The following is an 18,672-nucleotide window of genomic DNA, read 5'->3' on the forward strand; positions in this document are numbered from 1 at the left end:
ACCCTAAAAACGCATGCTTCACGGAAACGCTACTAACCGTGACGGAAATTAAGATTGCATTAACCGCGAATTCACCTTTTTCACAATAGGGTCAAGATTGCGGTGTGTTTATCGGTGAACAAGCAAGGGATAGCAGAATCGTGAAACAGTTTCTTAACGCAGCTCTGGGTCTGACAGTCGCGCTGGCGGCAGCTATCGCCCCGCTACAGGCTGGCGCGCAGCAGCGTTATGGCGATCAGCAGACGATGCTGGTGACCCCGGACGGTCGCGTGCTCGACTTCATGCCGGAGCGCGGCGATATCGTCATCAGCCGCGATTCCATGGGACGCACGGTGTTTTACGACCAGTACGGCAATCTCCTCGCCACCGAAATGCCCTCCGGCTATCAGCAGCGGCAGCAGGCGCGCCAGCGCGACACCACCTATTATCCACCCGCCCCCGGCGGCCAGTATCGTGAACCGCAGCGCGACTACGGCTATCAGGACAATGGCAGCGTGCGCGATTACCGCGAATATCGCGGCGACGGTTCCGACGAGAATTTCTACACCGGCTCCGTTCCCGCACCCGGTGCGGTTGAAAGCGGCCCTCTCGGCCAGCCGATGCCGGGCGAAAGCACCACGGCCGCCGTTCCGCAGCCGGACCACCTGATCGAGCGCCATACACCGGTAACAACGCCGGTCAATCGCTCGCGCCAGGAAATCGTTGCGCTCCAGACATTCCTCGACCGTGAAGGCATCTCGCCCGGCGTGATCGACGGCAAGATGGGCGACAACGTCAACAAGGCGATTGCCGCCTGGCAGGACATGACCGGCGAAAAGCTCGACCCCAACAATTCCGATGACATTCTGGAGCGTCTGCGCGCTTCCGGCGGCATGCCGATCGTCGACTACACCATCACCGCCGCCGACGCCGCCGGCCCCTATGTCGCCTCCATCCCGGACGACTACGCCGAGAAATCGCAGCTGCCTGCCCTCTCCTTCACCTCGACTTCGGAAGCGCTCGCCGAACGCTTCCACATGGATGAGAACTATCTGAAGGAACTGAACCCCGGCATCGATTTTTCCGTTCCCGGCACCATCATCAAGGTCGTCAATCCGGGCGAGACGAAAAAGGGACAGGTTGCCCGTATCGTCGCGCATAAGGGCATCAAACAGGTCTTCGCCTATGGTCAGGACGGCAATCTGATCGCCGCCTATCCCGCCACCATCGGTTCCACGGACACGCCCTCGCCGAGCGGCACGCACACGGTGGAGCGCATCGCGCTCAATCCCGGCTACACCTATAATCCGAAGATCAACTTCAAGCAGGGCCAGAACGACAAGATCCTGCAGATTCCGCCGGGTCCGAACGGCCCGGTCGGCACGGTCTGGATTGCGCTGTCGAAGCCGACCTATGGCATTCACGGCACGCCGGAACCCTCGAAGATCGGCAAGACCAACAGCCACGGCTGTATCCGCCTGACCAACTGGGATGCGACCGAACTGGCGAAAATGGTCCGCCCCGGCGTGGTGGTCGAATTCGCGGAATAGGATCGACAGAAAGAAAAAAGAAAAAGCCCGGCGGTTTGGTCCGCAGGGCTTTTTTTCATTTGGTGGTGTTTCCGTCGCGTTTTTCCGTGAGGAAATAAAGCAGGGCTGCCACCGGCAAGGCGAAGCCGATCCACGAGGCGGCTTGCCATTCGCCGACGGCATAGGCCCAGCCGCCGACGGCGGAACCGATTGCGCCGCCCATGAAGAATGTCGCCATATAGATGCCGTTCAGGCGGCTGCGGAATTCCGCTCCGAGCGTGAAGATGGCACGCTGGCCAAGCACCAGATTGGTGGTGACGCCGAAATCCAGAACGATAGCAGCGACGACCAGAATGGCAAGCGCGAGATGCGAGCCTTCGGGCGCAAGATGCGTGACGGCGAAGGAGAGCGCCACAGCCACCAGGGCAAAGAAGGTGGCCGCACGCGTCCAGCCACGATCCGCCATCCGCCCGGCAATCGGCGCGGCCACGGTGCCGGCCGCACCGGCGAGTGCGAAGAGCGCGATCTCACCCTGGCTCAGATTGAAATGCGGTCCGCTCAGATAAAGCGGCGTCGTGGTCCAGAACAGGCTGAAGGCCGCAAACAGGAAGGCGTGATAGATCGCCCGCCGCCGCAGGATCGGCGTGTGCAGCGCCAGCCGGCCCATCGAAGCCATCAAGGCCCCATAGCTCAGCCGCGCATCGGGCATGCGGGCGGGCAGAAGCCGGAAAAGCACCACGGCAAGAAGCGCCATGACGGCCGCCGAGGTCAGAAACACACCCCGCCAGGAGACCACTTCCGACAAAAGGCTGGAAACCGGCCGCGCCAACATGATGCCGGCCATCAGCCCGCTCATGACATTGCCGACCACCCGCCCGCGAATGGCATGCGGCGCCATGTGAGCGGCATAGGGAACGATGACCTGCACCGCCACGGAACTGACGCCGACCAGAAAGGCCGCAACCAGAAACGGGGCCGCATGCGGCGCGAATGCCGCTGCCACAAGAGAAAGCACCGCCATAGCGACAGCGCTGACCACCAGCTTGCGGTTTTCAACGAGATCGCCGAGCGGCACGACAAACAGCAGACCGATACCGTAACCGATCTGGGTCAGGGTCACGATCAGTCCGGTCGCACCGGCAGAAAGACCAAGTTCCGCCCCGATGATGCCGGCAAGCGGCTGGCCATAATAAAGATTGGCGGCAATCAGTCCGCAGGCTGTCGCCAAGAGGAACGTCAAGGCCGGGGAAATGGATGTTGCCTCGACATCATCCCCTTCAATTACACGCGTCGTCATCATTTTCTCCAATATGGAAACAATCATTTCCTAAATAGTCACAAAATCAATCGGCAAGCTTCATGGCGATATCCACCACGGCCACCATGTCTTTGAGGCTGCGCCCCGTCTTTCCCACCACGCGCATGCCGTACATCATGCACAGCATCGCCCGGGCGAGATCGTCGGGATCGGCCTTCGAACGCACGGAACCATCCTTCTGCCCTTCGGCAACGAGGCGGGCGACAATTCGCTCCCTCGCCTTCACGGCCCGCTCGACCACGATTGCAATATCGTCATCCAGCGCCGCCAGATCGGCAGCAGCACCAACCACCAGACATCCATCGGAACCGACACCGCCATGCGACCGTTCCGCATAGAACATCAGACCTGCCCTAACGCGCTCATAACCGGTATCGAAACCAGCCACCGCCGCCTCGAAACGCTCGGTCTGCACGATCCTGTAGCGTTCCATCGTGGCGATGAAGATGGCCTTCTTGTCCTTGAAAGCCTTGTAAAGACTGCCCTGCGCCAGTTCCATCGCATCGGTGAGATCACCGACGGAAGTGGCGTGATAACCGCGTCGCGAAAAAACGCGGATCGCCCCATCGAGCGCACGGTCGACGTCAAACTCGCGCGGCCTGCCGCGATGACGCTGTTCCGGTGAATTGGTGTGGTTGATATTGCTCATGGCGGGAATATAGGAAACGATCATTTCCAAATCAAGCGAATATTGAAACCGGGGCGGAAAAGCGTCGACCGATGCCCGGACAAGCTCAACGGAAGTCAATGGTCCAAGACATTATCATCCGTCTGCGGTGATGAAGACCGCAGACGGATAGAACGCCGAAATCAATGTTTCAGGCAGCCTTGCGGGTGAAAAGGCGCGCAGGTTGCGTGCCGAGCCGCAAAAGGCGTTTCGGCAGCAGGCCGACGACTTCGGTGGCGAAGGCTTTCGCGTTCTCCACCGCCTTGTCGATATTGCTGACCTTATCCTTATCGAGACAGAGAAGCGTGCCGCCATAGTCGAAAATATCGCGATAGGCCGCTCTCTCGACAATCGGCGTATTGAGCACCGAGACGTTCTTTTCCGCCAACAGCATTTTGACCAGCAGCAGCGAGCGCGTCGCCACCATGGCATTCACCCGCGTCAGCACGATCGAATGGGCGATGGCCTTGCCCATCTTGCGGTTCAGGAATTCGATGTGATCCAGAACCTCGGCAGCGCCGCGCGCATCCATGGCTGAACCCTGCACCGGGATCAGCACATGATCGGAAATACCGAGCGCCATGGTCAGCAGAGGGCTTTTCGACCCAGGCAGGTCGATGATGAAACAGTCGGTATTGGTTTTATTCTCGCGAATATGGCCTTCAAGCGAAGCCATCGTCACATGCGAAATCACCGAGAGATTTTCGATCTCGCCGGACAAGTCGTGCCAGCGGGAAATCCACAATTGCGGATCGGCATCCAGAACCGTCACGCGGTGGCCGCTGCGGGCGAGTTCGGTTGCCAGAAGCAGCACGGCGGTCGTTTTTCCGGCGCCGCCCTTGGTGTTGGCAAAAGTAATGACAGGCATGATATCCCCGATTGATCAGAGCCATTTCATGCTCATTCACGCACCGAGCCAATCATGGTGCTTTCCATAACCTTAACGAACATGGTTAAGAAAAGACTAAGATCGTTTTTGGGGACAACAAAAAGCCCGCATAAATCGCGGGCTTCTGCCATTTGATTGATCACACCAGCTTTCGGCAGGAACCCACATCGTCCGCACGCAGGCGGCCGGCTTTAAGATCTTCGTACTTCGGTAAATTCAGGGAACTGCCCAGCCTTTTCTCAACGGTCGCGCGATCAAGCGTGATCATGCGTCTGGCGCTGGTGAAGGATACCATGCCATTCTTTCCGGAATACGCCATAGTCGCGCGCATTTCACAGAAATAGCGGCCGGAGCCCTTGGACAAATTCCATCCCCGGATTCCCGCCTTGTTGCTCGATAGGGCTCCGACTTTGTAACCCTGACCGGAAAGCTCCTTAAAAGAAGCGGCCTGCGCCACAAAAGGCAAACTTAAGAACGCCACTGCCAGCAATGGCGAAAATGCTGAAAATCTCATGGTTACCACAACGACCCTTTAAAAGCAGTCCTCGAACAGCTTCTTGGTATTCTCGAGCGTCATCGGCACCGGATTACCACCGCAGCTCGGGTCCTTGATCGCTTCCGCCGCGAGTTCGTCGATACGATCCGGCTTGATGCCCATGGCGGTCAGGTTTTCCGGCACGCCGAGTTCCCTGCGAAGCTCCAGCACATAGTCATAGAAGCCATCGAAACCGCCGGAGATACCGAGATAGGCGGCCGCACGGGCAATCTTGTCTTCGATGGCCGGACGGTTGAAGCGCAGCACCGCTGGCATGACGACGGCATTGGTCATGCCGTGATGGGTGTTGTAGACCGCCCCAATCGGGTGCGAGAGTGAATGAATGGCGCCGAGACCCTTCTGGAAAGCAACCGCTCCCATCGCTGCCGCTGCCATCATATTGGTGCGCGCTTCGATATCCGTGCCGTCTCTATAGGCACGCGGCAGGAATTCCTTGACGAGGCGCAGACCCTCCAGCGCCACGCCGGCGCTCATCGGATGGAAGAACGGCGACGAATAGGCCTCGAGGCAATGGGCAAAGGCATCCATGCCCGTGCCCGCCGTGATAACCTTCGGCATACCGACCGTCAGCTCGGGATCGCAGATGACGACGCCCGGCAAGAGCTTCGGATGGAAGATGATTTTCTTCACATGGGTCTGCGAATTGGTGATGACGCTGGCGCGGCCGACTTCCGAACCGGTGCCCGCCGTCGTCGGCACGGCGACGATCGGCGCGATCTTCGACGCATCCGCCCGTGTCCACCAGTCGCCGATATCCTCGAAATCCCAGACCGGACGGGTCTGCCCGGCCATGAAGGCGATGGTCTTGCCGAGATCGAGGCCCGAACCGCCGCCGAAGGCGACAACGCCGTCATGGCCGCCATCGCGATAGGCTTTCACGCCGGCTTCCATGTTGATCTCGTTGGGGTTCGGATCGACATCGGCGAAGATCGCCCGGCCGAGGCCTGCCTCTTCCAGCACATCGAGCGCATGCGCGGTGATCGCCATATTGGCAAGGCCGCGATCCGTCACGAGCAGCGGCTTCCTGATGCCGAGCGTCTTGCAGGCTTCCGCCAGTTCCTTGATCCGGCCACGGCCAAGCTTGACGGCGGTGGGATAGCTCCAGTTGGCGACGATATTCATTTCGTGACTTTCTTCAGATGGTAGGATTTCGGGCGGGTCAGGTTCTGGAAACCGAGGACGGAAAGCGAACCGCCACGGCCGGTTTCCTTCACACCGGTCCAGCAAAGCGCCGGATCGAGATAATCCGCACGGTTCATGAACACGGTTCCGGTTTCGATTTCGCGGCCGATGCGCCCGGCCCGGGCGGCATCCTGCGTCCACAGCGAGGCGGTGAGGCCGTATTTGCTGTCATTCATCAGCGCAATGGCTTCATCGTCGTTCTTGACCTTCATGATGCCGATGGCGGGACCGAAAGTCTCTTCGGTCATGAATTCCATGGAATGATCGACATTGACGAGGATCTGCGGTGCGACATAAGCACTCTCGCCATCATCGGCCGGGAAAAGCTTCTGATCGACCAGCGCCTTGGCGCCCTTGGCAACGGCGTCGGCAATCTGCGCCCGCACCACCTTGGCAAACCGCTTGTTGGCCATCGGCCCGAGCGTGGTTTCCTGCTCGAGCGGATTGCCGAGCTTGTAGTTCGAAACCCACGCCACGGACTTCTCGACGAATTCGTCATAGAGGTTTTCATTGACATAGATGCGCTCGATACCACAGCAGCATTGCCCGGAATTATAGGTGCCGCCATCCATCAGCGTATCGACGGCGGCGTCGAGATCGGCATCCTCCATCACGTAACCTGGGTCCTTGCCGCCGAGTTCAAGCCCGAGGCCGGTGAAGGTGCCGGCCGCGGCGCGCTCTATGGCACGGCCGCCTTCGACAGAGCCAGTGAAGTTGACGAAGTTGAAGAGGCCTTCGGAAATCAGTGCCGACGTCGTGCCATGGTCGAGGAAGACATTGATGAAAACGTCTTCAGGCACACCGGCCTCAACGAAAGCCCGCACCATCCGCTCGCCCACCAGCAGCGTCTGCGCCGCATGTTTGATGACGACTGTATTGCCCGCCATCAGAGCAGGCGCGACAGTGTTGATCGCCGTCATGTAAGGATAGTTCCACGGCGCAATGACGAAGACCACACCATGCGCCTCGCGCTCGATGCGGCGTTCGAAATTGCCGCTTTCCTCGATGACGAGGGGTGCCAGCGCATCGGCAGCGATGGAAGCGACATAATTGGAGCGCTCGTTGAAGCCTTTGAATTCGCCGCCGTAGCGCACCGGACGGCCCATCATATGCGCCAGTTCCGGCACCACCTCCGCGACCATTTCATTGAGGCGGGCGACACCCTTCAGAACCAGCTGAACGCGGTCCTCAAGCGGACGTCGCGCCCAGTCCTTTTGCGCCTTGCGTGCCTTCGAAACGGCGGCCCGCGCCGCCTCCAGCGACATCGCCTCCCGCTCGGCATAAACCGAGCCATCGATGGGCGAGATATTCTGGATCATGGTCATGATGTTTTCCCGTAATGATTAGGCCCGTTCGAAACCGCGCGCCACTTCCCAGTCGGTCACGCGGCGGTCGTATTCTTCCTGCTCCCACCGTCCGGCATGGACGTAATGATCGATCACATCGTCGCCAAAGGCGTTGCGCAGCATTTTCGATCCGTCCAGAAAGGCCGTGGCGTCACGCAGTGTCTTGGGTATCTCGCGCACGTCCTTGCCGCCATAGGCATCGCCGACAAAAGCGGGCTCAAGTTCGAGTTTATTTTCGATGCCGTCAATGCCTGCCGCAAGCAAAGCCGCCATGGCGAGATAGGGATTGAGATCGGAGCCGCCGACGCGGCATTCGATGCGGATACCCTTGGTGCCTTCGCCGCAGAGACGGTATCCGGCCGTGCGGTTGTCGAGGCTCCAGATCGCCTTGGTGGGCGCAAAGGTGCCGGCCATGAACCGCTTGTAGGAATTGATATAGGGCGCCAGGAAATAGGTGATCTCGCTGGCATGGGCGAGAAGCCCGGCAACATAATGCCGCATCAGCTCCGACATGCCGTGCTTGGCGTCCTTGTCGAGAAAAGCAGGCGTCTTGCCATCGGCGCTCCACAGCGACTGGTGAATATGCGAGGAACTGCCGGCGGCGTTGTAATTCCACTTGGCGAGAAAGGTCACGGCCTTGCCCTTGGACCAGGCGATCTCCTTGGTGGCGTTCTTGATGATGGCGTGCCGGTCGGCCATGGTCAGCGCCTCGGCATAACGCACATTGATTTCCGCCTGGCCGGGAGAAGCCTCGCCCTTGGAGTTTTCGACCGGAATGCCGGCGCCCTGCAGGCCCTTGCGCAGCGCCCGCATCACATCCTCTTCCTTGGTGGTCTGGAAGATATGGTAATCCTCGTTGTAACCGCTGGCGAGGTTCAGCCCCCTGTAGCCGCTGGCGCGCGCCGCATCGAAGGTCTGGTCGAACAGGAAAAATTCCAGCTCGGTCGCCATATAGGCCTTCAGCCTCATGGCCTCCAGCCGCGCCACCTGTTTTTTCAACAGTGCGCGCGGCGAATGCGGCACTTCTTCATGGGTGTGATGATCGAGCACATCGCACAACACCAGCGCGGTGCCTTCCAGCCACGGCACGCGCCGCAGCGTCGAAAGATCGGGCTTCAGCACATAGTCACCATAGCCCTTTTCCCAACTGGAGGATTTATAGCCGGGAACGGTCTCCATCTCCATGTCGGTGGCAAGCACGTAATTGCAGCTATGGGTTTCCTCAAAGGCGCTTTCAACGAAGAATTCCGCCTGGAACCGTTTGCCCATCAGACGCCCCTGCATGTCGACAAGGCAGGCCAGAACCGTGTCGATGCGCCCCTCGGCGACATCCATTTTAAGCGCGTCGAATGTGTAGCTCGTCATTTTGTCCGTTCCCTCTTATTGTGGCGACCGGGCGGCCGGGATGCGGCCGCCCGTTTCGTTTGAGCATCAGGCCTTTGCAGCCGCTGCGGCAATCGCAGCCTGCTTGTGCTCCAGCGCGAATTCCTCTTCCGGCGACAGGATGAGGCGATGGCGTCCGACAAAGGCGAAATAGGCGATCGCCACGGCAAACCAGACGGCAACCCAGAGCACGCCCTTGGTGAAGTTCGGATCCTGGATCTGGTAAAGCAGCGTGACGATGGCGATGATGACCGTCAGCACCGCGCCCGGAATGCCGAAGGGCGAGCGGAACGGCCGCTCGATGTGCGGCAGGTTCTTCCGCAGCAGAATGAAGGAAATCGCCTGCATGATGTACGAGAACATGGCGCCGAACACGGCCATGTTCAAAAGCACGCTGCCGATGATGCTGCCGCCCTCTTCCGCACCCAGCGAGAACCAGATGACCAGCATGACCGCGAGACCGACAATCGCGCCGGTGATATTGGCAACGTATGGCGTGCGGTATTTGGAATGGGTGATCGACAGCACGGTCGGGAAATAACCCGCACGCGACAGCGAATAGATCTGCCGGCCCTGTGCATAAAGGATCGTGTGGAAGCTGGCGATCAGGCCGGTCAAGGCAACGAGACCGAGCACCACCACGCCGCCATCGCCATAGATCGCCTTGAAGCCATCAAGCAGCGGCTCGAGCGAGGAGCTGAGATGGAAGGCGCCGACGCCCGGCAGGGACGGGTTGAGCAATACGATCATGAAGGCCGAAACCATCAGCGTCACCATGCCGAGGATGATGCCCTTCGGCATGTCACGTTTCGGATCGACCGATTCTTCCGCCGCGAGCGGCAGCTGCTCGATGGCAAGGAACAGCCAGACCGCAAAGGGCAGCGTGGCGAGAACGCCCGAGAACCCGAAGGGGAAGAAGGAACCGCCGCCTTCCGGCAGCTCCACCGCCTTGCCGTCAGGGCCGACACCGATATTGAGCGCAAAACGCGAAAAATCGATGTTTGGAATGGCGCTGATCCAGAAGAACACCAGAACGGTGAGCGAGATCAGCGTGATGACCAGCGTGACCTTGAAGGAAAGCTCAAGCCCGAAGACGTTGAGCGCAAGGAAAATTGCATAAAAGACTATCCACACGAAAGGTGAATAGGCCGGATCGAGCCCGAGAATGGAGTTCACATAGGCCGTGATGAAGGTGACGACGACCGCCGGCGTCAGCACATATTCGACATTCTCGCAAAGCCCGGTAATGAAGCCGCCCCAGGGGCCCATGGCGGTGCGGGCGAAGGAATAGGCCGCACCGGTATGCGGCAATGCCGGGCTCATTTCCGCGATCGAAAATGTCAGCCCGAGATACATGATGGCGATGATGATGCCCGCCACCAGCATGCCGCCCCAGCCGCCAGTGGAAAAGCCGAAATTCCATCCGGAAAAATGCCCGGAAATAACCGCGCCGACGCCGAGCGACCAGAGCGACCACACGCCCGCATAACGGGAAAGTCCGCGTTTTTCGAAATAGGATGCGTCAGCCTTCTTGTAGCTGACGCCTGATGATGAACTGTCCATGCCCTTCTCTCCTGATAAGAAAAAACAAGCCAGTCAGCCATTATTGGCCGATTGTGCCCCAGTTTTCAGCACCTTCGCGAGGTTTCCCGCACTGTGCCGCACGCACTTGCTGTTCCCTTGCCGCTGCATGTCTTTTCGGCTTCATGGCCGGCTTTTATTCGATGGCAGCAGTCTCGTTTTGACGGCCGGCCGCGGTGTTTTCACCGTCGGCCGACCCTTGCTCCCTCACTCATCGATTGATGAGAGCGCCTTCCCCATAAGTTCGTGTAGAAAGCCGGCAATTGCCGACTGGTCCTGTTCGTTGGCGACCAGATCGTTGCGGATTTCGATCATGACATTCAAAAGTCCGTCCGGCAGCGCGTGCAACCGCAGCGTATGCGTCACCCCGTCTTCCGGACCATAGGGATCGTTGCGTCTGACCGTGAGCGCGGAGCCTTCAGCATCCGAAAGCATCGCATCGGCCAGCCGGCTGTCGGTATCGTGCAGGACACCGATTTGAACCTCGCGGAATTTACCGTGATAGACCGGCGTAAAACTATGAATGGTCACCACCACCACTCGGCGACCGGCCGCCTGCCGTTCGGCGATGATCTCGCTGACACGGTCGTGAAACGGCACGTAAAGCGCGGAGGTACGGGCGAAACGCTCCGCTTCGCTCAGATCGAAATTACCGGGAATATCATAGATTTCGCTTTTCACCGGCATGGCGGAAGGTGATTCGGGCGGACGGTTGCAATCATAGACGAGCCGCGAAAACCTTTGATGCACGAGTGTTGCATCAAGGCTTTGCGACAGCAGCGTCGCAACGGCCAGAGCCCCCGGATCCCAAGCCGCATGGCTGGAAAGAACCTCCTGCGAAAGACCGAGCGTGCCGAATTTTTCCGGAATGGTGGCGGATGCGTGCTCGCAGACAAGAAGGACGTCGCCCTTCGCTGCGGCGTTCTCGACGCCAACCGCCTGCCCTTCCGCTTCTGTGAAAAACCGTGAACGCACCGTCATGCACGAACCCCACCCGGAACCCCGTCGTCCCGCCAATGACGAAAAGAATTCTTCACATTATTGCGAGTGTCAAATGGAATTTTGAAATTTTCTCTTCATTTTGCCATTGACTCTATAGCTGGCGCAGATGTTTATTTTAGCCGATACACCGGCAGAAAGACCGGAAGGGGAAAGACTTGCGCAACGCGACGGCGACCGTGTCGGATGTCATCCATGCCCATTACGACGCGCTGACCCGTTCGGAAAAACGGCTGGCGGAGAGCCTGCTTGGCAACTACCCCGTCTCGGGTCTCGGTAGCATTACCACCATCGCGGAAAATGCCGGCGTCTCGACGCCGACGGTGGCGCGCATGGTGCAGAAGCTCGGTTACAAGGGCTATCCGGAATTTCAGGCGCATCTGCACCAGGAACTGGAAGCGACGATATCGGGCCCGATTGCCAAACACGACCGCTGGGCCACCAATGCACCCGGCTTGCATATTCTCAACCGCTTCGCCGACGCCATCACCGGCAATCTGCGCGATACGCTTGGTGATCTCGACACCGCCGTCTTCGACAATGCCGCGGCACTGCTTTCTGACCGCAAGCGCAGCATTTATTTCGTCGGCGGGCGCATCACCGGCGCGCTCGCCGAATATTTCTTCACCCATATGCAGGTGATCCGCCCGAAAACGACGCTCATGTCGTCGAATTCCAGCGCCTGGCCGCAATATATGCTGAATATGAGCGCCGGCGACGTGCTGGTCATCTTCGACATCCGCCGTTACGAACACGACATGACGACGCTTGCCGAAGTGGCGAAAGCAAACGGCGTGCAGATCATCCTCTTCACCGATCAATGGACATCGCCGGTGGCGCGTCACGCGCTTCACACCTTCCGTGTGAAGATCGAGGCGCCGTCGGCATGGGATTCCTCTGTTGTCACCTTGTTTGTCGTCGAAGCGCTGATCGAAGCGGTGCAGAGCGGCACATGGGATGAAACGAAGGAGCGCATGAATGCGCTGGAGGGTCTGTTTGAGCAGACACGCCTCTTCCGCAGGCCGGACCGAAGTTGAAAACTATATAGCCGGCATCTTGCTTGACGCGGATGCCACTCGCTGATTGGATACCTGTAATCGCTACCAGCACGATAAAACAGGATAATAAACCAAGCTGGGGAACATATCTGACCAATAGGATGATGAGGGGATTCTCCCGCAATTGCAGGCATAAAGCCTGACGATGGCGGAAAATGGGCGTAAAGTGACGGAATCCGGATAAATAAATTGCAATCCAACCGTCACATTAGCTTCATCTACAATCCGTATCAGCGTCCGCAATATGAGAACACGAAGAGGAGAAAAAAGTGATCTCTCACTGCCGCCGACTGCTTGCTACCACCACCGCACTGGTCATCGCCTCCACCGCGATCGCTGCTGCTGAGCCGAGCGCCGAACTGATCGCTGCCGCCAAGAAGGAAGGCATGCTGACGACCATCGCGCTGCCGCACGACTGGTGCGGTTACGGTGACGTGATCGCCTCCTTCAAGGCGAAGTATCCGGAAATCACCGTCAACGAACTGAACCCCGACGCCGGCTCCGCCGACGAAGTGGAAGCAGTGAAGGCAAACAAGGACAACAAGGGTCCGCAGGCTCCTGACGTCGTCGACGTCGGTCTCGCCTTCGGTCCGCAGATGAAGGCCGAAGGCCTGCTGCAGCCTTACAAGGTCTCCACCTGGTCGGAAATTCCTGACAACGTCAAGGATGCCGACGGTTACTGGTACGGCGACTATTACGGCGTCATGTCGATGTTCGTGAACAAGGACCTCGTCAAGAACACGCCGAAGGACTGGGCCGACCTGCTGAAGCCGGAATATTCCGGTCAGGTAGCGCTCGCCGGTGACCCGCGCGCTTCCAACCAGGCTATCCTCGGCGTTCTCGCCGCCGGTCTTGCCACTGGCGCGAAGTCCGGCAAGGAAGCCGGTGAAGCTGGCCTGAAATATTTTGCCGATCTCAACAAGGCTGGCAACTTCCTGCCGGTCATCGGCAAGGCTGGCACGCTGGCGCAGGGCGCGACCCCGATCATCGTTGCCTGGGACTATAACGCGCTGTCCTGGAAGAAGACGCTGAACGACAACCCGCCGACAGAAGTTGTCGTTCCTGAGAAGGGCGTTCTGGCCGGCGTTTATGTTCAGGGCATCTCCGCTTACGCCCCGCATCCGAACGCTGCCAAGCTCTGGATGGAACACCTCTACTCCGACGACGGTCAGCTTGGCTGGCTGAAGGGCTATTGCCACCCGATCCGCTTCAACGCCATGGTCAAGGCCGGCAAGGTTCCGCAGGAACTGATCGACAGCCTGCCGCCGGCAGCAGCCTATGAAAAGGCAATCTTCCCGACGCTCGAGGAAGTCGATGCCAACAAGGCTGCCGTTACCGGTGGCTGGGACAGCGTCGTCGGCGCAAACGTCAAGTAAACTGTTGAAAACGCACCCCGGCCGGTCAAAAGCCGGGGTGCTTCTTTTATGATGTAGACCTTTATATACAGACCGTTTGAAAACGGCGTTTGGGGACAAGGATGCCATCAACCAACACCGGCGGACCATCCGACGCGGGCAGGAAACTGCCGCTGCACTGGATTGGCGTCGTACCTTTTGCCGTTTTTGTTCTGCTGTTTCTGATTATGCCGACGATGAAGATCGTCATCGGCGCATTTCAGCGTACCGATGGCAGCTTCACGCTGGAAAACATTGCCGGACTTTTCACCTCTTCCATTCTCGCGGCCTACTGGATTTCGATCAAGATCAGCCTCGCCTCGGCGGCCCTCGGCTGCCTGATCGGCTTTGCCGTCGCCGCCGCCGTGGTGCTGGGCGGATTGCCGCAGCGCATTCGCGGACCGCTTTTGACCTTTTCGGGCGTCGCCTCGCAATTCGCCGGCGTGCCGCTCGCCTTCGCCTTTATCGCGACGCTCGGCCCGGTCGGCCTGCTCACCGTATTTCTGAAGACGCAGATCGGCATCGATCTCCGACTGCTCGGCTTCAACATCCTGTCCTTCTGGGGCCTGACCGTCACCTATCTGTTCTTCCAGATACCGCTGATGATCCTCATCATCACGCCTGCGCTGGACGGGCTGAAGCGCGAATGGCGCGAGGCGGCGGAAATTCTCGGCGCAACCGGCCTGCAATATTGGCGCATGGTGGCCTTCCCCATCCTGCTGCCGTCGCTGCTCGGCACCATGTCGCTGCTGTTTGCCAATGCCTTCGGCGCGGTGGCCACCGCAATCGCGCTTACCGGCTCCTCGCTCAACATCGTGCCGATCCTGCTCTTCGCGCAGATCCGTGGTGACGTTCTCGGCAATCCGCATCTCGGTTACGCGCTTGCCTTCGGCATGATCGTCGTCACCGGCATTGCCAATGCGCTCTATATCTGGCTGCGCGCCCGCAGCGAAAGGTGGCTGAAATGAAGCGTTTCTTCGCCTGGGGCGCGCTGGTCTTCGGCCTTCTTTATTTCGCCCTGCCGCTGATCGGCATGACCAACTTCTCGCTGAAAATGCGGCGCGGAGAATATTCCTTCGACGCCTATGGCAAGGTGCTCACCGACCCGCGTTTTCAGGAAACATTCAGCTATTCGGTGGTGATGGCGCTATTCACCATCGTCTTCGGGGTTTTGCTGGTGGTGCCCACCGCCTATTGGGTGCGCCTGAAACTGCCGCATCTTCGCCCCTATATCGAGTTCATCACGCTTTTGCCGCTGGTCATCCCGGCCATCGTCATCGTTTTCGGTTACATCAGGCTTTACAACACCTCCAGCTGGCTGCCGCTGACCGGCACGACCTTCGGCACCAACCTGCTTCTGATGTTCGGTTACGCCACGCTCGCCTTGCCGTATATGTACCGCGCGGTCGATACCGGCCTCCGAACCATCGACGTCGCAACACTGACGGAAGCGGCGCAGAGCCTCGGCGCGGGCTGGACCACCATCCTGTCGCGCATCATCCTGCCCAATGTTCTGGTCGCCGTGCTGTCTGGCGCGTTTTTGACCTTCGCCATCGTCATCGGTGAATTCACCATGGCAGCCCTTTTGAACCGCCCGGCCTTCGGCCCCTACATGCAGCTGCTCGGTGCAAACCGCGCCTATGAACCGGCCGCACTTGCCGTGATTTCCTTCGGCATCACCTGGGGTTGCCTGGGTCTGATCCAACTCGTTTCACGCTACCAGAAGGGCGCGCCTCCCAAGGCCTGAGGACAATATTTTCATGAGCTTTTTGACACTTAGCAACATCAAGAAATCCTTCGGCTCCGTGCAGGTCGTGCATGATTTCAACATGGCCATCGAAAAGGGCGAGTTCGTCTCCTTCCTTGGGCCGTCGGGCTGCGGCAAGACCACCGTGCTGCGCATGATCGCCGGCTTCGAGACCCCGAGCGGCGGATCGATCGTCATCAATGGCAAGGACCAGACGGCGCTCAGACCGAACCAGCGCAATATCGGCATGGTGTTCCAGGCCTATGCGCTGTTCCCCAACATGAATGTCTATGAAAACGTCGCCTTCGGCCTCAAAGTCGCCGGCAAGCCCAAAGCCGAGATCGACGCCCGCGTGAAGGAAATGCTCCAGCTCATCCATCTGGAGCATCTGGCGGACCGTTACCCCTACCAGATGTCGGGCGGCCAGCAGCAGCGCGTGGCGCTTGCCCGCGCGCTCGCACCGAAGCCGGAAGTGCTTCTGCTGGACGAGCCGCTCTCCGCGCTCGACGCCAAGATCCGCGTGTCGCTGCGCGAGGAAATCCGCCAGATTCAGCAGAAACTCGGCATCACCACCATTTTCGTCACCCACGATCAGGAAGAGGCCCTGTCGATTTCCGACCGCATCGTCGTCATGAATGGCGGCCGTGCCGACCAGATCGGCTCCCCCTTCGATATCTACAACAAGCCCGCGACCCGCTTCGTCGCCTCCTTCGTCGGCACCCTGAACCTCATCGACGCCACCGTGGTCGATTCCTCATCCAACACCATCCGTGTCGGAGAGCAGCAGATCACCCTGCACAAGCCGGTCAATGCGGCGAACGGCGAAAAAATCACCCTTGCCCTGCGCCCGGAAGCGGGCGCGCTCGGGGCCGATGCGAAAGGCGATGTCGCCATTTCCGGCCTCGTCACCTCCAGCCAGTTCCTCGGCTCCGTCATCCGCACCCGTCTCGATCTCGGCGGCTCGACCCTGTCTTTCGACATGTTCAACGATCCCGGCACAGCACCGCCCGCCGTCGGTGAGCAGGTGACGCTGAAATTCGCAGCCGGCGACCTGATGGTCATCAAGGACTGAAGCGCTTTTCCAGACGCAAAACCGCTTCGCCCATTTGCGGGACATGGTAGAGAGCAGGTATGACTTCGAACCTGCATACCAACCATGTGAGGCCATGATGCGCGCGCTTTTTTACGAACTGTTCGGCGAAACCCCGGTTGTTGCGTCCCTGCCAGATCCGGAACCGACCGATGGCGGCGTGGTCATCGAGGTAAAGGCGACCGGCCTCTGCCGCAGCGACTGGCACGGCTGGATGGGGCATGACCCGGATATCCGCCTGCCGCATGTTCCCGGCCACGAATTCGCAGGCGTGATCGCCGCTGTCGGCAAAAACGTCACCCGCTTCAAGACCGGCGACCGCGTTACCGTGCCCTTCGTTTCCGGCTGCGGCCATTGCCATGAATGCCGCTCCGGCAACCAGCAGGTCTGCGAAACGCAGTTCCAGCCCGGTTTCACCCATTGGGGTTCCTTCGCCGAATATGTCGCCATCGATTATGCCGATCAGAACCTCGTGCATCTGCCTGAGACGATGAGTTACGCCACCGCCGCCGGCCTCGGCTGCCGTTTCGCCACCTCCTTCCGGGCCGTGACCGATCAGGGACGCCTCAAAGGCGGCGAATGGCTGGCGGTCCATGGCTGCGGCGGCGTCGGCCTCTCCGCCATCATGATCGGCGCTGGCCTCGGCGCGCAGGTCGTCGCCATCGACATCGCCGAAGACAAGCTCGAACTTGCGCGGCAACTCGGAGCAACCGCCACCATCAACAGCCGCTCGGTTGCCGATGTTGCCGAGGCGGTACGCGAAGTGACGGGTGGCGGCGCGCATGTCTCGATCGATGCGCTCGGTCACCCGCAGACCTGCTGCAACTCCATCAGCAACCTGCGCCGGCGCGGCCGCCATGTGCAGGTTGGGCTGATGCTGGCCGATCACGCCATGCCCGCCATTCCCATGGCCCGTGTGATCGCACATGAACTCGAGATTTACGGCAGCCACGGCATGCAGGCCTGGCGTTACGAGGACATGCTGGCGATGATCGAAAGCGGCAGACTCGCGCCTGAAAAACTGATCGGCCGCCACATCAGCCTCTCCGATGCAGCCACCGCCCTGCCCGCCATGGACAGCTTCAGGGAAAGCGGCATCAGCATCATCGACCGGTTCGAATAGTGCAGACTCCTGAGACCGTTTGAGGTTTAGGGATTGCGCACCGCTCAGGCGCTCCTGCGTCCGAATGTCCGGACCGGAGTGGTTCCTCGGGCAGACGCATGGGCCGGCGATGCTGCCGGGATACGCGCCGCGTGATCCGTCTGGCTATCGCTCCATTGACGGTTTACCAGCTGTTTCTTGCGGACCTCCAGCGGGTCGGGGGTGTCCTCCTCCTCCTGCCGCTTACTTCCCGCAACTGCGGAGGTCGTCGCCAATCGCGAAATCCATCGCACTAGCTGCATGCCCTTGTGAACAAGCACAAAGATACCAGCAATTGCGACCGCTATGATAATCACGAGGTTCCAGGGCGCGTCGCTGTCCCTCGCCGCCCGCTCCATGCGGTCTTTTGTCGTCGGATCAAAACCAAGCGTCGCCTTCAGCCTGGCGATATCCGCATCGCTGAGCCTGCTGTACCGCTCGCCACGATACAGCACGTAACCGCTCCTATCCCCGCTGTTGAGATAGCCAATGTCGAATGCTTCCCCGTCGCGAAGAAAAGGCGTGTTATCCGGCAGATCATAAACGAGATCGATTGTCTCGCCGCCGCCGAATCCGGGGATGGCAAAAAACCGAGACTTCCGCGCCTCAGCTTCGCTCACGAATATCGCGGAAAATAGAAACCCGACCGAAAAAAGCGCAATATGCTTCATTCACTCTCTCCAACAACAACGAGAATGACAACAACTGGCATTACTGAATTAATTTGAAGTTTATACTTGATATAACATCTTAAATTTAAGATATATATTGCATATACCTAATATTGATCGATTTATTACAATAATTAACAGT

Annotated in this window: 17 protein-coding genes; 7 read left to right on the forward strand and 10 right to left on the reverse strand. The window is 59.3% G+C overall.

The genetic code is table 11. The features are described 5' to 3' along the window. The first annotated feature begins 140 nt into the window (after positions 1-140). The gene (locus AGR13A_RS10460; RefSeq protein WP_020813638.1) at positions 141-1,529 is read left to right on the forward strand and encodes a L,D-transpeptidase family protein; all 1,389 of its coding nucleotides are present in this window, start codon (positions 141-143) and stop codon (positions 1,527-1,529) included. Between the two features lie 55 nt (positions 1,530-1,584). On the opposite strand, the gene AGR13A_RS10465 is transcribed toward AGR13A_RS10460, so the two are convergent. The 9 genes from AGR13A_RS10465 to AGR13A_RS10505 form a co-directional block, all read right to left on the reverse strand. After that, a complete protein-coding gene (locus AGR13A_RS10465; protein ID WP_208612394.1) occupies positions 1,585-2,805 on the reverse strand; it encodes an MFS transporter in 1,221 nt (406 codons plus the stop codon). Between the two features lie 46 nt (positions 2,806-2,851). Beyond that, positions 2,852-3,499, reverse strand: coding sequence for a TetR/AcrR family transcriptional regulator (locus AGR13A_RS10470; protein WP_080836759.1), 648 nt, complete (start codon positions 3,497-3,499; stop codon positions 2,852-2,854). A 145-nt stretch (positions 3,500-3,644) separates the two neighbouring features. Continuing rightward, positions 3,645-4,361 carry a ParA family protein gene (locus AGR13A_RS10475; RefSeq protein WP_080835240.1) on the reverse strand — a complete coding sequence of 239 codons (717 nt, stop codon included), beginning with the start codon at positions 4,359-4,361 and terminating at the stop codon, positions 3,645-3,647. 160 nt (positions 4,362-4,521) lie between these two features. Further along, positions 4,522-4,896, reverse strand: coding sequence for a hypothetical protein (locus tag AGR13A_RS10480; RefSeq protein ID WP_080835244.1), 375 nt, complete (start codon positions 4,894-4,896; stop codon positions 4,522-4,524). An 18-nt stretch (positions 4,897-4,914) separates the two neighbouring features. After that, positions 4,915-6,060: an iron-containing alcohol dehydrogenase gene (locus AGR13A_RS10485; protein ID WP_080835247.1), complete on the reverse strand. Its 1,146-nt coding sequence runs from the start codon at positions 6,058-6,060 to the stop codon at positions 4,915-4,917. Beyond that, positions 6,057-7,445 (reverse strand): aldehyde dehydrogenase family protein, encoded by a 1,389-nt coding sequence (locus tag AGR13A_RS10490; RefSeq protein ID WP_080835250.1) that lies wholly within the window; start codon positions 7,443-7,445, stop codon positions 6,057-6,059. Before AGR13A_RS10490 ends, AGR13A_RS10485 begins: the two co-directional genes overlap by 4 nt. Before the next feature lie 18 nt (positions 7,446-7,463). Further along, positions 7,464-8,831: a glutamine synthetase family protein gene (locus AGR13A_RS10495; protein WP_080835253.1), complete on the reverse strand. Its 1,368-nt coding sequence runs from the start codon at positions 8,829-8,831 to the stop codon at positions 7,464-7,466. Between the two features lie 66 nt (positions 8,832-8,897). Next, positions 8,898-10,412 (reverse strand): amino acid permease, encoded by a 1,515-nt coding sequence (locus AGR13A_RS10500; RefSeq protein ID WP_080835256.1) that lies wholly within the window; start codon positions 10,410-10,412, stop codon positions 8,898-8,900. 225 nt (positions 10,413-10,637) lie between these two features. Further along, the gene (locus AGR13A_RS10505) at positions 10,638-11,411 is read right to left on the reverse strand and encodes an N-formylglutamate amidohydrolase (protein WP_080835259.1); all 774 of its coding nucleotides are present in this window, start codon (positions 11,409-11,411) and stop codon (positions 10,638-10,640) included. Between the two features lie 176 nt (positions 11,412-11,587). Here AGR13A_RS10505 and AGR13A_RS10510 point away from each other — a divergent pair, with 176 nt between their 5' ends. The 6 genes from AGR13A_RS10510 (at position 11,588) to AGR13A_RS10540 (ending at position 17,841) form a co-directional block, all read left to right on the forward strand. Continuing rightward, positions 11,588-12,466: a MurR/RpiR family transcriptional regulator gene (locus AGR13A_RS10510; RefSeq protein WP_003494800.1), complete on the forward strand. Its 879-nt coding sequence runs from the start codon at positions 11,588-11,590 to the stop codon at positions 12,464-12,466. A gap of 290 nt (positions 12,467-12,756) precedes the next feature. Further along, a complete protein-coding gene (locus AGR13A_RS10520; RefSeq protein WP_003494798.1) occupies positions 12,757-13,863 on the forward strand; it encodes an ABC transporter substrate-binding protein in 1,107 nt (368 codons plus the stop codon). Positions 13,864-13,964: 101 nt separating this feature from the next. Continuing rightward, positions 13,965-14,849, forward strand: a complete 885-nt coding sequence (locus AGR13A_RS10525; RefSeq protein WP_003494796.1) for an ABC transporter permease — start codon at positions 13,965-13,967, stop codon at positions 14,847-14,849. Continuing rightward, positions 14,846-15,628, forward strand: coding sequence for an ABC transporter permease (locus tag AGR13A_RS10530; RefSeq protein ID WP_003494794.1), 783 nt, complete (start codon positions 14,846-14,848; stop codon positions 15,626-15,628). The genes AGR13A_RS10525 and AGR13A_RS10530 overlap by 4 nt, the downstream gene beginning before the upstream one ends. Before the next feature lie 13 nt (positions 15,629-15,641). Continuing rightward, positions 15,642-16,700: an ABC transporter ATP-binding protein gene (locus AGR13A_RS10535; protein ID WP_003494792.1), complete on the forward strand. Its 1,059-nt coding sequence runs from the start codon at positions 15,642-15,644 to the stop codon at positions 16,698-16,700. A 97-nt stretch (positions 16,701-16,797) separates the two neighbouring features. Then, a complete protein-coding gene (locus tag AGR13A_RS10540; protein ID WP_080835265.1) occupies positions 16,798-17,841 on the forward strand; it encodes a zinc-dependent alcohol dehydrogenase family protein in 1,044 nt (347 codons plus the stop codon). Positions 17,842-17,885: 44 nt separating this feature from the next. On the opposite strand, the gene AGR13A_RS10545 is transcribed toward AGR13A_RS10540, so the two are convergent. Next, the gene (locus AGR13A_RS10545) at positions 17,886-18,530 is read right to left on the reverse strand and encodes a hypothetical protein (RefSeq protein WP_080835268.1); all 645 of its coding nucleotides are present in this window, start codon (positions 18,528-18,530) and stop codon (positions 17,886-17,888) included. Positions 18,531-18,672: the final 142 nt, after the last annotated feature.

Source organism: Agrobacterium genomosp. 13 str. CFBP 6927 (assembly GCA_900012615.1).
In the GTDB taxonomy this organism is placed as follows: domain Bacteria; phylum Pseudomonadota; class Alphaproteobacteria; order Rhizobiales; family Rhizobiaceae; genus Agrobacterium.

Excerpts from the sequence above, each read along its gene's own strand:
- AGR13A_RS10525 (WP_003494796.1), top strand. The coding sequence starts at position 13,965 with ATGCCATCAACCAACACCGGCGGACCATCCGACGCGGGCAGGAAACTG.
- AGR13A_RS10495 (WP_080835253.1), bottom strand. The coding sequence starts at position 8,831 with ATGACGAGCTACACATTCGACGCGCTTAAAATGGATGTCGCCGAGGGG.
- AGR13A_RS10470 (WP_080836759.1), bottom strand. The coding sequence starts at position 3,499 with ATGATCGTTTCCTATATTCCCGCCATGAGCAATATCAACCACACCAAT.
- AGR13A_RS10540 (WP_080835265.1), top strand. The coding sequence starts at position 16,798 with ATGCGCGCGCTTTTTTACGAACTGTTCGGCGAAACCCCGGTTGTTGCG.
- AGR13A_RS10490 (WP_080835250.1), bottom strand. The coding sequence starts at position 7,445 with ATGACCATGATCCAGAATATCTCGCCCATCGATGGCTCGGTTTATGCC.
- AGR13A_RS10480 (WP_080835244.1), bottom strand. The coding sequence starts at position 4,896 with ATGAGATTTTCAGCATTTTCGCCATTGCTGGCAGTGGCGTTCTTAAGT.
- AGR13A_RS10535 (WP_003494792.1), top strand. The coding sequence starts at position 15,642 with ATGAGCTTTTTGACACTTAGCAACATCAAGAAATCCTTCGGCTCCGTG.
- AGR13A_RS10530 (WP_003494794.1), top strand. The coding sequence starts at position 14,846 with ATGAAGCGTTTCTTCGCCTGGGGCGCGCTGGTCTTCGGCCTTCTTTAT.
- AGR13A_RS10500 (WP_080835256.1), bottom strand. The coding sequence starts at position 10,412 with ATGGACAGTTCATCATCAGGCGTCAGCTACAAGAAGGCTGACGCATCC.
- AGR13A_RS10505 (WP_080835259.1), bottom strand. The coding sequence starts at position 11,411 with ATGACGGTGCGTTCACGGTTTTTCACAGAAGCGGAAGGGCAGGCGGTT.
- AGR13A_RS10465 (WP_208612394.1), bottom strand. The coding sequence starts at position 2,805 with ATGACGACGCGTGTAATTGAAGGGGATGATGTCGAGGCAACATCCATT.
- AGR13A_RS10475 (WP_080835240.1), bottom strand. The coding sequence starts at position 4,361 with ATGCCTGTCATTACTTTTGCCAACACCAAGGGCGGCGCCGGAAAAACG.
- AGR13A_RS10485 (WP_080835247.1), bottom strand. The coding sequence starts at position 6,060 with ATGAATATCGTCGCCAACTGGAGCTATCCCACCGCCGTCAAGCTTGGC.
- AGR13A_RS10545 (WP_080835268.1), bottom strand. The coding sequence starts at position 18,530 with ATGAAGCATATTGCGCTTTTTTCGGTCGGGTTTCTATTTTCCGCGATA.